15 protein-coding genes and 1 pseudogene are annotated in these 14,142 nt (G+C 44.6%); 12 read left to right on the forward strand and 4 right to left on the reverse strand.

Features of this window, described 5'->3' with window-relative positions; all coding sequences use genetic code 11:
- Positions 1-12 precede the first annotated feature (12 nt).
- The 5 genes from BLU47_RS04785 (at position 13) to feoB (ending at position 6,289) form a co-directional block, all read left to right on the forward strand.
- On the forward strand, positions 13-681 hold the full coding sequence (locus BLU47_RS04785; protein ID WP_091959186.1) for a YiaD family glycine zipper/OmpA-like lipoprotein: 669 nt from the start codon (positions 13-15) through the stop codon (positions 679-681).
- Entirely contained in the window at positions 681-1,370 is a 690-nt protein-coding gene (gene mtgA, locus BLU47_RS04790; protein ID WP_091959189.1) for a monofunctional biosynthetic peptidoglycan transglycosylase, read from the forward strand. Before BLU47_RS04785 ends, mtgA begins: the two co-directional genes overlap by 1 nt.
- Before the next feature lie 10 nt (positions 1,371-1,380).
- A complete protein-coding gene (locus BLU47_RS04795; protein WP_091959192.1) occupies positions 1,381-3,384 on the forward strand; it encodes a SpoIIE family protein phosphatase in 2,004 nt (667 codons plus the stop codon).
- Between the two features lie 4 nt (positions 3,385-3,388).
- Positions 3,389-3,904, forward strand: a complete 516-nt coding sequence (locus BLU47_RS04800; RefSeq protein ID WP_091959195.1) for a hypothetical protein — start codon at positions 3,389-3,391, stop codon at positions 3,902-3,904.
- A gap of 87 nt (positions 3,905-3,991) precedes the next feature.
- Positions 3,992-6,289: a ferrous iron transport protein B gene (feoB, locus tag BLU47_RS04805; RefSeq protein ID WP_091959198.1), complete on the forward strand. Its 2,298-nt coding sequence runs from the start codon at positions 3,992-3,994 to the stop codon at positions 6,287-6,289.
- A 97-nt stretch (positions 6,290-6,386) separates the two neighbouring features.
- Here feoB and BLU47_RS04810 read toward each other — a convergent pair whose 3' ends face one another.
- Positions 6,387-6,593: a winged helix-turn-helix transcriptional regulator gene (locus tag BLU47_RS04810; protein WP_091959201.1), complete on the reverse strand. Its 207-nt coding sequence runs from the start codon at positions 6,591-6,593 to the stop codon at positions 6,387-6,389.
- Between the two features lie 78 nt (positions 6,594-6,671).
- Here BLU47_RS04810 and BLU47_RS15115 point away from each other — a divergent pair.
- The 7 genes and pseudogenes from BLU47_RS15115 to BLU47_RS04845 form a co-directional block, all read left to right on the forward strand.
- Positions 6,672-6,764 (forward strand): annotated as a pseudogene (locus BLU47_RS15115) (DNA resolvase); the annotation flags it as partial.
- Positions 6,765-7,192: 428 nt separating this feature from the next.
- Positions 7,193-7,657 (forward strand): hypothetical protein, encoded by a 465-nt coding sequence (locus tag BLU47_RS14510; protein WP_143025467.1) that lies wholly within the window; start codon positions 7,193-7,195, stop codon positions 7,655-7,657.
- Positions 7,658-7,680: 23 nt separating this feature from the next.
- Complete coding sequence (locus BLU47_RS14515; protein WP_143025468.1) at positions 7,681-8,235, forward strand: DUF4230 domain-containing protein; 555 nt, start codon at positions 7,681-7,683, stop codon at positions 8,233-8,235.
- A gap of 322 nt (positions 8,236-8,557) precedes the next feature.
- The gene (locus tag BLU47_RS04830; protein WP_091959213.1) at positions 8,558-8,941 is read left to right on the forward strand and encodes a LytTR family DNA-binding domain-containing protein; all 384 of its coding nucleotides are present in this window, start codon (positions 8,558-8,560) and stop codon (positions 8,939-8,941) included.
- Positions 8,938-10,215, forward strand: coding sequence for a penicillin-binding transpeptidase domain-containing protein (locus tag BLU47_RS04835; protein ID WP_091959215.1), 1,278 nt, complete (start codon positions 8,938-8,940; stop codon positions 10,213-10,215). The genes BLU47_RS04830 and BLU47_RS04835 overlap by 4 nt, the downstream gene beginning before the upstream one ends.
- A 4-nt stretch (positions 10,216-10,219) precedes the next feature.
- Positions 10,220-11,032 (forward strand): hypothetical protein, encoded by an 813-nt coding sequence (locus BLU47_RS04840; RefSeq protein ID WP_091959218.1) that lies wholly within the window; start codon positions 10,220-10,222, stop codon positions 11,030-11,032.
- Positions 11,033-11,137: 105 nt separating this feature from the next.
- Entirely contained in the window at positions 11,138-11,719 is a 582-nt protein-coding gene (locus tag BLU47_RS04845; protein ID WP_176780456.1) for a murein L,D-transpeptidase catalytic domain-containing protein, read from the forward strand.
- A 72-nt stretch (positions 11,720-11,791) separates the two neighbouring features.
- On the opposite strand, the gene rlmH is transcribed toward BLU47_RS04845, so the two are convergent.
- The 3 genes from rlmH to BLU47_RS04860 are packed head-to-tail and all read right to left on the reverse strand — an operon-like array spanning position 11,792 to position 14,140.
- Entirely contained in the window at positions 11,792-12,262 is a 471-nt protein-coding gene (gene rlmH, locus BLU47_RS04850) for a 23S rRNA (pseudouridine(1915)-N(3))-methyltransferase RlmH (protein WP_091959224.1), read from the reverse strand.
- Entirely contained in the window at positions 12,234-12,620 is a 387-nt protein-coding gene (locus tag BLU47_RS04855) for a DUF4491 family protein (RefSeq protein ID WP_176780457.1), read from the reverse strand. The genes rlmH and BLU47_RS04855 overlap by 29 nt, the downstream gene beginning before the upstream one ends.
- A gap of 26 nt (positions 12,621-12,646) precedes the next feature.
- Positions 12,647-14,140 carry a DUF5687 family protein gene (locus tag BLU47_RS04860; protein ID WP_091959227.1) on the reverse strand — a complete coding sequence of 498 codons (1,494 nt, stop codon included), beginning with the start codon at positions 14,138-14,140 and terminating at the stop codon, positions 12,647-12,649.
- Positions 14,141-14,142: the final 2 nt, after the last annotated feature.

Genomic DNA, 14,142 nt, shown 5'->3' on the forward strand with positions numbered 1-14,142 from the left:
AACGAAAAAAGTATGAAGACAAAAATTATTTCTTTGCTGCTCTGTATGGGCTTGATCGTTGCTTGTAACAATACCCAGAAGGGTGCAGGTATCGGTGCCGGCGGTGGTGCACTGCTGGGTGGTATCATTGGTGCTATTGCCGGTAACACAGCAGTAGGTGCTGCAGTTGGCGGTGCCGTAGGTGCTGGCGCTGGTGCCATCATCGGTAAGAAGATGGACAAGGCTAAGGCTGAGGCCCAGAAGGTGCAGAACGCACAGGTAGAAACCGTGAAGGACGCCAACGGCCTGCAGGCTGTCAAGGTTACCTTCGATTCTGGTATCCTCTTCGCTACCGGCAAGGCTGATCTTTCACAGAGTGCCAAGAACTCACTGGTTCAGTTTGCCAAGGTGCTGAACAACAACAAGGATTGCGATATTGCCATCATCGGACACACTGACTCTACAGGCTCTGATGCTGTCAACCAGCCCTTGTCTGTTAGCCGTGCTAATAGCGTGAACAGCTACCTGAAGTCATGTGGCGTCAGCGCTACTCAGATTAAGAGCGTAGAAGGTCAGGGTTCTACCAACCCCGTTGCCGACAACTCAACAGAAGCAGGCCGTAAGCAGAACCGTCGCGTGGAGGTGTACATGTATGCTTCACAGGAGATGATTCAGAAGGCTGAGGCTGGTAAGCTGCAGTAATGAAGAAGCTGATTCAGAAAATCAAGCAGACAATTAAATGGATAGTGGTGGCTTTCTTTGCCTCCACTATCCTTTCTGTTGTAGCCCTGCGCTGGCTGCCCGTCTATTTTACACCGCTGATGTTCATCCGGTTAGGACAACAAGCGAAGGCTGGAGAACACTTGACGCTACACCACCACTGGGTATCGCTGGACAAGATATCTCCCTCGCTATCCACAGCAGTAATGGCTTCGGAAGACGCTAGGTTCCTCGAACATCACGGATTCGACTACGAAGCCATCGAGAAGGCTGCTATGCGTAACCTGAAACATCCAGAGAAACGTCGCCATGGGGCTTCTACCATCTCGCAACAGACCGCCAAGAACGTGTTTCTGTGGCCTGGTCGCTCATGGGTTCGCAAAGGCTTTGAAGTCTATTTTACCACCCTAATAGAGTTGATGTGGTCGAAGGAACGTATCATGGAAGTCTATCTGAACTCTATTGAGATGGGCAATGGCATCTATGGTGCCGACGCGGTAGCAGAGTATCATTTCAACACCACTGCCGACAAGTTGACCAAGGCTCAGTGCGCCCTGATAGCTGTCTCGTTGCCTAACCCACGACGTTTCAACTCTGCCAGTCCGAGTGCCTATATGCTAAAACGACAAACCCGCATACTCCGTGAGATGCGCTTTGTAAAACCCCTGTAATACTTTCTCTATGAAGATAAAGAGTCGTTCGTTTGCCTCAAGACTGTCACGATGGGTGCTGTTGGTTCTGTTTATCATGATGTGTGCATTGGCATTCTTTATGTATTCGATTACCAAGGTTCTCGTTGTGGAAATCGGTGCCAACACCGTAGAAGGCAGCATGCACGCCACCGAAGAGCAAATCAAGGGTGTCCTGTCGGAAACCAGTGTGGCAGTGAAAAACAATATCTTCTACATTGAGCAAAACCTAAGCGACCCCGATGAGATGCAAGCCACCGTAGAACGCATCGTGAGAGAGAATGACTTCATACGCAGTTGCGGCATCAGTTTCGTGAAGAACTACTATCCACAGAAAGGACCTGGATACTGTCCCTATGCATGGCGTACGGACAGTATGCAGGTCAAGACCCACCAACTGACCGACCTCAACTTCGACTATCTGCATAGCGAATGGTTCACAAAGGCTATCAAGGAAGATTCTGCCTACTGGGGAGACCCTTTTGTAGACGGACACGACAGCAAGACACCATTGATTGCCTATCTGCACCCCTTACACGACAAACAAGGAAGACTGGCAGCCATTTTGGGAGCTGACATCTCACTGGACTTCATGGCGACTATTCTGGACAAACAGGACAGTGTCTTCCAAGAAGAGCTGTGGGTGTGGGAAGGAGATCATGATGCCAGTCTCTCAAGGAAAGCCTCAGAGAGTTATATCCTCTCACGCGACGGAATATTCCTGACTCACCCTGAGTCGTGGCGTATTATGAAAGGTAACTTCTATCGCCATCTGAAGGACTGCGACGAGAAGAAACTTGCCGAGCAGAGCATCAAGAATATGAAGGAGGGCAAGCACAGCTCGAATGAGATATACGAAGACTTGAAGATTAATGCCACACATAGTTTCCTTTTCTATTCTCCAGTGGAAGGCACCAATTGGAACTTGGCTGTGGTGGTGCCTCGTATAGCACTCGACCTGCTTGGGTTGACAATGGGTGTCGTGTTGTTGTTTATCATCGTCATCATCCTGATGGTTACCAACTTCGTTTGCCGATTGGGTATTAGGCGTACGACAAAACCGTTGATGAACTTGGCTGAAACTGCTGATAAAGTGGCTCAGGGACAATTCGATACGGCACTGCCTACCATCAAGCACCAAGATGAGATACACCAGTTGCGAGACTCGTTTGAAAACATGCAGCACTCACTGGCAAGATATGTGGAAGACTTGAAAACCACTACAGCGGCAAAAGCCTCGATAGAAAACGAACTGGAGATAGCACACGGTATACAGATGAGTATGCTGCCTAAGAAATATCCGGCATTCCCAGACAGGACGGATGTAGATGTCTACGGACAGGTTACACCGGCAAAGGCCGTTGGTGGCGACTTGTACGACTTCTTCATTCACGACGAGAAACTGTTTTTCTGCATCGGTGACGTGTCAGGAAAGGGTATTCCCGCCTCATTGGTAATGGCGGTGACTTGTTCGCTGTTCCGTAATATTGCAGCCCACACCACCAAACCGGAAATCATTGTGACAGGACTGAACGAAGCGTTGTGTACGAACAACGAGACAAATATGTTTGTTACCGTCTTTGCCGGTGTGCTGGACCTGAAAACAGGACATCTCAGTTATTCGAATGCAGGACACGACATGCCGCTATTGCTCGACGACCAGGGAGTGACCATCCTGTCGTGCGACCCGAATGTGCCCGTCGGCGTGTGTGATGACTGGACATTTACCTGTCAGCAGCTCGACCTCAAGGAGGGCGCAACGCTGTTCCTCTATACCGACGGACTGAATGAGGCTGAGGATGTCCGACACAACCAATTTGGAATGAAGCGTATGCTGGACGTCGCCAACGGGGCTTCGAGCCGTCCGGAAGAACTGGTTAACACCATGAAACAGGCTGTGGAACAGTTTGTTGGCGGTGCCGACCAAAGCGACGACCTCACGATGTTTGCTATTCAGTACGTTAAGTCATCAATCTCCCAACAATTAAACGATTAGCAAGATGCAAAATGACTTACTTATCTATAGTGATTTGTTCATGGTGACGGCAATAGTCATCGTCTTCCTGGTTTCCTTCGCGATACCTTCTTATGGCTACCGACGTAAACGATGGAAGGGATTCTTTATCGGTATTCTGGTACAATTTGCCGTTTTCATTTTTGGGGGGGTCGTCATAGGATTCGGCAGTATGCTGTATGTTCACTATACCGTCAAAAAAGAACTGGACGGAGCGATGGTTACCGTGCGAGGTACTGATGTTGCCAGACACCGTAACGATACGCTGGTATGGTCGCTGACACCCGATGAGGTGTGTCTGGTAGGCAACAATAATGTAAATGTTAGAAAACGCATCTATTATGATTTCATTCGCCTCAGTCCTGTAAGTGTGGGTGTAGAGGACAGAATCGTCGTAAAATTCGATGTAAAGCGTAAGAAGGTGACGGCAACGGATATGGACAAGCCGATGGAAGTTGTACAAGTAGACTGGGAAAAGGTGAACCACTATCTCAACAAGTAATACCATCATCATTTGTAGGTATTTTTGTGGGATATCGTTGAATAAGTAGAAATTATTTGCTAATTTTGCGAGCAAATATTATAAAATATGATTCTATCAGAACTGAGAACAGGCGAGAAAGCCTATATTGTCAAGGTAAAAGGTCACGGAGGCTTTCGCAAGCGCATCGTGGAGATGGGCTTTATCAAAGGCCAACAAGTGGAGGTAATGCTCAATGCTCCCTTGCAAGACCCCGTAAAATACAAGGTGATGGGGTATGAGGTCAGTCTGCGCAGACAAGAAGCGGAGATGATAGAGGTGAGCACAGACGAACTGGATGCAGAAACCGTCAGTGAACCTCAGAATGTGGCGGTAACGGCACATTATGCCAGTCATTCGGCACGTCGCAACATCAATGTCGCACTGGTGGGTAATCCCAACTGCGGTAAGACCTCACTTTTTAATTTCGCCTCGGGGGCTCACGAACGGGTAGGTAACTACAGCGGTGTCACCGTGGATGCCAAGGAAGGCTTCGCCGAGTTTGAAGGATACCGGATGAAACTGGTCGACTTGCCTGGAACGTATTCGCTGTCAGCCTATTCGCCTGAGGAACTATATGTCCGTAAGCAACTGGTGGAGGATACGCCGGATGTCATCATCAACGTCCTTGACGCATCCAATATCGAGCGTAACCTGTATCTGACAACGCAGCTGATGGATATGCACCTGAGGGTGGTCTGTGCGTTGAATATGTTTGATGAGACAGAGCGACGCGGTGACCAGTTGAACATCGACACGTTGAGTGGACTGATGGGTATTCCGATGGTTCCGACATCGTTCAGGACGGGTAGGGGACTGCCCGAACTGATGCGTGAGGTTATTCATATCTTCGAGAGTCAGGAAGGCCATGATAACTACTACCGACATATCCATATCAATCATGGACACGAGATAGAAAATGGTATTGCGAATATTCAGAAGTTCTTGAAGGGTAATGACTTACTTCGTCTGCGCTATAGTACAAGATGGCTGGCGCTGAAACTGTTGGAGAAAGACAGTGAGGCAGAACGTGTTATCCGTGAGTTGCCCGAGGCAGAACAGATTATCGAGGTGCGTGACGTAGCGATTCACCGTGTGAAAGAGGAGACGGGAACGGACTCGGAAACCGCCATCATGGATGCAAAATACGGCTTCATCAGAGGTGCCTTACAGGAAGCTGGTTACGAGATGGGCACGAAGGAAAACACTTATAAGGTGACGCATAAGTTGGATGCACTGATCACTAACCGATGGTTAGGTTTCCCCATCTTCTTCTTCCTGCTCTACCTGATGTTTGAGGCAACCTTCACCTTAGGTCAGTATCCGATGGACTGGATAGAAGCAGGCGTTGAGTGGCTGGGCGATTTCGTTAGTCAGAATATGTCGGAAGGACCACTTAAGGCTATGCTGGTTGACGGTATCATCGGGGGTGTGGGAGCTGTCATTGTGTTCCTGCCACAGATATTGATTCTCTATACCTTCATATCGTTTATGGAGGACTCTGGCTATATGTCGCGTGCAGCTTTCATCATGGATAAGTTGATGCATGGGATGGGACTTCATGGGAAGTCGTTTATTCCGTTGATTATGGGTTTCGGATGCAACGTGCCTGCAGTGATGGCAACACGTACGATAGAGAGTCGTCGTTCGCGACTAATTACGATGCTGGTGCTGCCTATGATGTCCTGTTCAGCTCGTCTACCGATCTATATCATGATAACAGGTGCTTTCTTTTCCGTACGCTATCAGAGTCTGGTGATGATGTCACTCTATGTCATAGGCATTGTGCTTTCAGTCATCATAGCCCGCGTGCTCAGTACGTGGGTTATCAAGGGTGAGGACACTCCGTTTGTGATGGAGTTGCCCCCTTACCGCTTCCCCACGGCAAAGGCTATTTTCCGCCATACCTGGGAAAAAGGCAAGCAATACCTGAAGAAGATGGGAGGTGTCATCCTGGTGGCTAGCATCATCGTATGGGCCTTGGGCTATTTTGGTACAATGGGTGTTGCCCCGTCGTTGGAAGAGAGCTTTATCGGTTTGATGGGTAAGGCTATTGAACCGCTTTTCCTGGCACAAGGTTTCGACTGGCGCCTGGATGTCAGTTTGTTGGCTGGCGTGGGTGCTAAAGAGATTGTCGCCTCTACCATTGGCGTGCTGTATGGTGACGCCGGGTATAACTTCTCACCTTTGACGGCTTATGCCTTTCTGCTTTTCGTGCTCATCTACTTCCCCTGTATAGCCACGATTGCAGCCATCAAGAATGAGAGCGGATCGTGGCGATGGGCCATCTTTGCAGCCTGCTACACGACGCTTCTGGCTTGGGTGGTGAGTGCCGTCGTCTATCAGGTAGGTCTCCTTGTGGCGTAGATGGTTAAATTAAAATCCGCAAGATTCTGAATTTCAGTTTCTTGCGGATTTTTCTATTTACACAATGCACCACATTTGCACCACCAAATAAAGCCCACTAATCAACAATTTTAATGTCTAATAGCACTTCCCAATATCCATTTTTATCCTCACCCACACGTCTAATAGCGCCTATTTCCTTTAAAACAGCAATATTGCGTCTAATAGTAGTTCTATCCACTCCAATGGTTCGAGCCAAATCCTCATAGGTTGCTCTATTATCCTTCAGCAAAACTTTTATTATAGCTGATTGCGTTTTATTCAGTTTTACAGGTGCATTTACAGGTGCATTTACAGGTGCATTTGCAGGTGCGCCATCACTTGCGAAACTTTAGTATCTTATCTAAAGAGAGGCTATTCAGTTCGTAACACAGCAAAGCTAACCTGTAAAGGGATAAGCACTGTTCAACGGATTAAAACAGAGTTTGCTCTATAAGGCAGTACATTTCATACAGTCAGCTAGATATTTTATACAAATTTGCAAAAATATCTGCTTGATTTCTTGCTTTTATCAGAACTAATCGCTATATTTGCAGATGAGTTTCAAGTACTCTTTCGTGAAGGGGTGCGTTTTAATGGCTCAAACTTAGTAAAAAAGAGCGATTGACTTTTATCCTGTCATAGAATCTGGACAATTCTTAGCTACAAGGGTAATGGCAATATGCTCACATCGTTAGGATTATTGTACCTTTACTGGCATGATATATTCTAAGGTGTGGGCTATTGTTCATTGTTTGTAGCAGGTAGTCCAGAACCTTATGACGATAATGGCAATAGTCCCACGCTTCTTTAACAATAATCCGCTGACTTCATGGGATTGGTTGGCTTTTATAAAAATGAATGTCTAACTAAAAACGTACGATTATGAAAAAATTATTATCACTTTTAGCAGTAATGCTTATCGCTATTTCGGCTGATGCACAGGCTCCGTTTACCTATTACAGACCACTACAGCCTTCTACTGGTGGGGGAAGTAATTCACAACCATCATATAATTATGGAAATGGTTACGGAAATAGCTACGGTAACAGTTATGGTAACAGTTATGGTAATTCATACTATAATAGTGCACCAAGAAGTACCCAACAAGAAGAACCCCAAGTGCTATCAACACGTGGCTACTACGTTAAAGATAATCAGTGGAACACTGTCTTGTTGAGAGTGAAGGTTGTTGGTAATAATGTTTATGTTGTTGGAATTAAGAGAAGTTCAACAGGATGGTCTCAACAGTCAACGAAAGCATCCACAACAGATTTCTTACAAAAAGAAATCAAAGATGTTTTCGATTATTACATCGGTGATTATGTCTATGGAAGAATATTTTTCTAGCAATTCTTAAATTATAGAAAACAATGGGAAAGAAGATATTAACACTACTTTTATTTTTAGCATCATTAAGCATATCAGCCCAGATAAGGGTCTGTGCATATTATGATGGATATTGGGGAGAATGGGAAGATGGTGCTGTCGGAGGATTCCTTTTTGGAATGCCTGATACATACGGGAATTTGCCATATTTTAAAATTTATGGAAATTATTCTGGATTTTGCATATATTATAGTGATTCTCATCCCTCTGATTATACTTTCAAATTTCAAGCAAATAATTATGTTACTCCAGACAAAAAAACTAAAAAGGCTCATCTCAAAAATAATATATGGTATGAATATAATGGTACGGTAGAATACTATGTTGATGACGATCGACCAACCATTAGGGATATTCTTAAGAACAGTGGATTTGTTCACTTCCCTGCTCTAAAACCATCTATAAAAAATGCAAGAAAACGGTCAGCAAATGCAACAATAAAAATCGCACCATACAAAGACCATCCAAAGATTTATAATATATGGTTTGAAGAAGTTGGTGTAGGAATAGACCTAGGAACAATATACTTTCGAGAGTAAAAAACCTCATTTTTCGTTGAAACGCTATTATTTCCTATACCCAACCACCCATTTCGTACAAAAAACATCGTGAGTGGTTGGGCTTTTTTAGGGCTATAGAAATTACATAATGACAAAGCATTTATGAGTGATGGATTGCAATTGTTCATAGTAATCATAATCTTTATTGTAGGTTACTTGTTAAGTGATGTGAGTAAATAAGAAGTTGGAAAACATTAATTCTGATTTCGTACATTAATATCTATATTTCGTACAAGGGCACAAGATTCACGTTTCTCAATTCATTATTATTTTCTACATTTGCACCATAAAACATTAAGCAGTGAGCAACAAGGTACTAATCATATCGAATGCAAACGAACTCGTCAGGGTAAAACCTGAACGAGTCGTTTATGTGAAGTCAGATGGCAACTACTCCACAATGGTGCTGCATGACAAAACGGAACAGGTGTTTACCATGAACCTTGCTCAATGTCAGCAACTGATGGAGGAACAGTTGGGTAAGGAAGCTATGACCTTCATTCGTCTGGGGAAGCAGTTGATAGTAAACAGGGCATACATCTTTAAGATTAATCCAAACAAACAGCAGTTATACATGTCTAATTCAGAGGTGAACATTGCTTTTGAACTACAGGCTTCCAAAGAGGCACTGAAACAGTTGAAAGCTCTCATTGAATCAGAAACAGGAAAGGAGGGTAAGCTATGAATAACGATGAACTACAGGTACTGGGTACTCCAGAAAAGAAAAGCAAGTTAACCTTGTTGGTTATCGCAGTGATTGTAGTCGTTGCGATTATGATAGGTGCAGGGCTATATATAATCAATTCGTCTCATCAGCCTGAAAAAATAAAGACTGGTAAGAAGATGGGGGAACCCACTATCGTACCAGAACTGCAAACCGCTGTAGATACTATTTTGCTTGCAGAAATGGAAATGCTTGATATGTTACAAGGTCAAGCTATTGTAATGGAAGTTCAGACAGGTGAGATACTGGCAATGGTAGGACTAGAGCGTAATTATGAAGGCAAATTCCAATCCTGTAAGAACTTTGCCTATCAGCAGGAACTTGGAGCGCTGATGCATACAGTTTCCCTTTTAGCTGTACTGGAGACCGGTAAGGCAAGGTTGAGCGATGTTGTTCATACAGGTTGTGGTGTTTGGCCTGTAGAAGATGGCTACGAAATGAAGGATCACAACTGGCAACGTGGAGGATATGGTAGCATTACACTAGATAGAGCATTGGAAGTTAGTTCAAATGTTGGAATTAGCTTAGCTGTAAACAAAACTTTTGGCAATAATAATCAGGCATTTTTTGACCTCTTGGATAAAATGAGTTTTGGTCAGCCATACAATATAGAAGGAATAGATGGTTTGAATCGTACGAGCTATAGCTCTCCAAAAGATGGAGATTGGGCTAAATGGAAACTCTGGTGGAGTGCAATAGGCTATGAACGGAAAATTGCACCCATTCAAATGCTGACCTTCTACAATGCTATTGCAAATAATGGTAAGATGGTGAAGCCTACGCTAAAAACAGGAGAAATAGAGATTATTAATCCTCAAATTGCCAGCAAAGCAAACATAGATAGCATGCAAATGGTATTGGAGCATGTGGTTAGTCAAGGATTAGGAAGAAAAGCAGGAACTCCGATTGTTCGTGTTGCAGGAAAGACTGGTACGTCACAAGTAGAAGAATATGATTATTACAATGAAGTTGGCACGCCATTAGCTAATTATCAGGTTGCTTTCTGTGGCTATTTCCCTGCTGACGCGCCCAAATACAGCATTATTGTTAGCATGAACAAGTTGGGACTTCCAGCAAGTGGCGGTGGAATGGCTGGTGTTGTGTTCCATAATATCGTGGAATGGATGATTGCTCACGGCATGCCTCCTGTACTCTTTTTAGATGAGGAAACAAACGATACGGTTAGAGTCACCTCTAATAATGTGGATTCAATTATGGAATCAATAAACAAGTAGGATTATGGAAGTTTACAGACGTACAATAGATGGTGTCTCACTCTCAGAGGAGGACATCTATAACTTGGAAATGTGGAACTGGGCATTAGGACAGAATGGTAATGAATCTGTTTCTGAGTTTGCCAGCCGTTTTGGTGAAAAGTACGACTCAGAATGGAGAGAACAAAGCTATGACCCTTGTCTGCATGCTATCACTGCATTTTATAGTGATAACACATTAGAAGAGAACTCTTTGAATAGTGAGTTATCAGAAGCCTTCACCACTAAGATATTTCGTCTTGGCAGGCCAATGAATGAAGCTGTTGATGAGGCACGTTTGATATTTAATGAGAAAATCAAAAATTTTAAATTAGCAGGAACTATCAAAGAGTCATACGATACAGAATGGCTGTTTAGGGCTTATATGGGAATCTTTGTTTGGGAGATTTCTCAGATTAGATTGGAACGACTGGAAGAGCTACGTGACAGCGACTTCTATAAGGATGGAATCTTTAGTAAATACCATATTACTGCACTGGGTTATGCCGATAACATGAGTCTACAAGACTTTGAATCTCAAAGAGAATACGATGAGTTTGACATTGAAGCGATGCTAGTGCGTGTTGGCATTTACGATGAAGATACATGGATGTTTGTTGCAGACAAGATGAAGCTATATGATAAAGTGAAGTCTATTGTTACAAAGAATCCAGACCTGCCTTTGAAAGATGCAAAATTGCAAGTAGAGGAACTAGCAAAGGCAGATAAGCATATCAAATGCGACCTCGCATACCTTTATGCGTGCGCTGTGATTGAATGGTATTTGAAGCATCACTAAACATTCATATAATAGAACGAAAGAAACTAAAAAGATAGGTCTATTATGAAGCATAAAACAAAATGGACTCTTGCCTTAATTCTAATACTCATTGTATCAGCCCTTATGTTTGGTTTGTACTGGGGATGGAAATACTATGGACTGCCTGAATGGCCAGATGATAGGGCATTTGAAATAGTAGAGCAGCGAGCAGACGTGGCACAGGCTTTTGCAAAGCAACACAATATGAACGAGCACTATGCATTGTTCGTGAACTATAGCATGCCATCAGGAACACCTCGTTTGTTTGTCTGGGACTTTCAGGAAAAAAAGATAGTGGCGAGTACCTACGTGATGCATGGACCAGGAAAGGGTAGTACCGATAAGCGCCCTGTGTTCAGCAATGAGCCTGGAAGTGAGTGTTCTGCTTTGGGGCGTTTTCTTGTTACCAAAGAGCATGGTGTCACTCTTAGGCGAAGTTTTCGATTAAAGGGGATGGATGGTGACAATAAGACGGCCTATTCGAGAGTACTTATGATTCACGGATCTACTTTTTTGGATGGTCATGTCTGGATGCGATATATTCCCCTTCATCGTGCAAGTTGTCAGGGGTGTGTTACCGTCACTACAAGAGGCATGGATTATATATGGGAGTTGGTGAACGATGAAGAGAAGCCACTGTTGTTGTGGTCGTATTACGAGGAATAAAAAGATGAGCTTCTCTGTAAGAAAATATAAATTCTCCGAATAGAAATATAAATACTCCGAGAGTAAAATTACTTATTCATGATGATAGGGCTCGCCTTTGATAATGGTGCAGGCTCGGTAAATCTGCTCGGTAAAGGTGAGGCGTATCATCTGGTGGGAAAAAGTCATCTTGGAAAGTGATACTTGTTCGTTGGCCCGTGCATAGACGTCTTTTGAAAAGCCATAAGGCCCTCCGATAACGAACAGAAGTCGACGGGCGGTGTTACGTTTCTGCTCTAACCAGCGGGCAAACTCTATGCTACGATATTCACTGCCGTGCTCGTCAAGCAGGACAACGGTATCGGAAGACTGCAACTGTTTCAGAATCAGTTCGCCTTCGGCTTGTTTCTGCTGTTCCTCCGTTAGGTTTTTCGTATTCTTCAACTCAGGAATCGTGATGACTTCGAATGGCATGTAATGGTTGATGCGCTCTACGTAGTCGTTGATGCCTGCAATGAAATGCTTGTTGGTTGTCTTACCGACTTGAATCAGAATGGTCTTCATCTTCTATAGCGTAAATGCTCTTGCCGTGATGGACGGGGCATAGCGTCTCGTTCTTGTCAATAGGCGGATATTCGCTGCGTCTTTTGGGATTCATGGGAAACCATCCTTTCTGTACACGCTTTTTCTGGGCAAATAACTCTCCGATTCCCCAGAGTGCTGAGGCTCCGAAGACGCCGACGACAGATGAAAGAATGGCATTCTCAATGAAGAAGGCGGCCCCGATACAAGCTACACCGATAATGAGATATACCCACCAAGGACGGGTTCCCCAGTGATATTCGGTCTTGATAACGATGGGATGCCAGATGCCTATAGTTAGAAAAGTGCAAACGGCAATGATGACTCCTGTGAAATACATGATTGAATGACGAATAAAAAAAGTTGCTAACGGGTTGCGTGGAATCCTTCCAGGTTCTGATAACGGCGTCGCATCATCCGCTGATAGATATTTCGCATCCATAGGGGTTCGGTGACGGTGAATGCTAAACCTACTATGATCATTATCCAGAAAGCTGTCGTACTATCGAAGAAAGACTCGATAACCATAACGACAACAACAGGCAGGAACATAGCAGTCATCGATAAGATGCCTTGCCATTTGTTCTCCATCTGGTTCTTGCCGGTAATCTTCTCATTGAGTGGAAGGGAGTCTTTGTTGATGACTGCCAACTGGAACAACATGCAGTAGACGGGACCAGTAGCCGTCAAGAGGTAAGCCAGTATCATCAGGATGGAGAACTGACCCATGAAAACGGGTACCAACTGGATGAGCAGCGGTAATAGTAGGATGGCGCTATAGTAATAGTACTTGGCACGGAGTAGTGTCAGAATGTTCTCCTTGTGAACCATCAGCAGATCAATATAATTACCTTCCGGACACATCACTTTCGTCAGGTTGGTGGCTCCAAAGTAGATGAAGGCATAGAGACAAAGGAAGTTACGTGCAAAATTGCTTTGGTAGATATCCAGGAAAGCAATGGCAACCGAGAAGAAGGTGATGAAGCAGAGTCCTGAGATGAAACGGGCACGAATAGCTTTGTTACGCATCGTACTCTTAATCTCCAGTTTTAGGTATTCTCCTATCTGTCCGAAGCGGTTCAGATCATTGAACTCCGAGACGTGCTTCATCTTGGTGTTCTCCTTCTTCGACACTTCGTCGTAGACCAGTGTCATCTGCAGACGACGGTTGATGCAGAAAAGAATGCAGAACAAACCGGCAAACAAGGCAAAGAGCAACCATAGCGAGCCGTGATGTTCCACGAAATCAGCGATGAAACCGGTATATTGGTCGATGATGTCATCAGGCAGGAAGAAGAACGGACCTATCAGCAAACCATAGAAAACGATAGGCAGTGTCCACCACAAGAAGTGATGATTGGTCAACGTGCGTACTAACAGGTACCACTGGCTATTGACGACAATCATCAGGTGGAGCATGAAAAGCATTCCCAATGCAGCCCAACCCGTAATGCCACCACACCAAACCACAAAGACGTAGGGTAGGAAGACGGTCATCCATATAAAGTTGCCTCCGTCGAAGATTTGTGAAATGAGGAAGCACTCAATGGCAGAATACTTACTGATAGGAGTCAAAAGATACGGTTTCACCAGCATCAGCGGGGTCTGCTGGGTAGCAAAGCGTCCACCGAAGTCCATGATGAGCAGAAAAGGCATCACATAGAAAATCATCTCCGCGGTGTCTTCTTTGGCAGCAAGCCAACCGAAGAAGGTACCGAGGGCAATGAACTCGATGGCCATGATGCCCACGAAGAGATAGCCGAAGAACTTGCCATACTGGTTGGCCTCGAACATCGGGTGGCGTTTCTCGCTCAGTTTGGTGTTTTTACGGAGCAGAAAGAATAGTTGTATTTTGTTCATCG

The sequence above is a fragment of the Prevotella sp. tc2-28 genome, assembly GCF_900107705.1.
In the GTDB taxonomy this organism is placed as follows: domain Bacteria; phylum Bacteroidota; class Bacteroidia; order Bacteroidales; family Bacteroidaceae; genus Prevotella.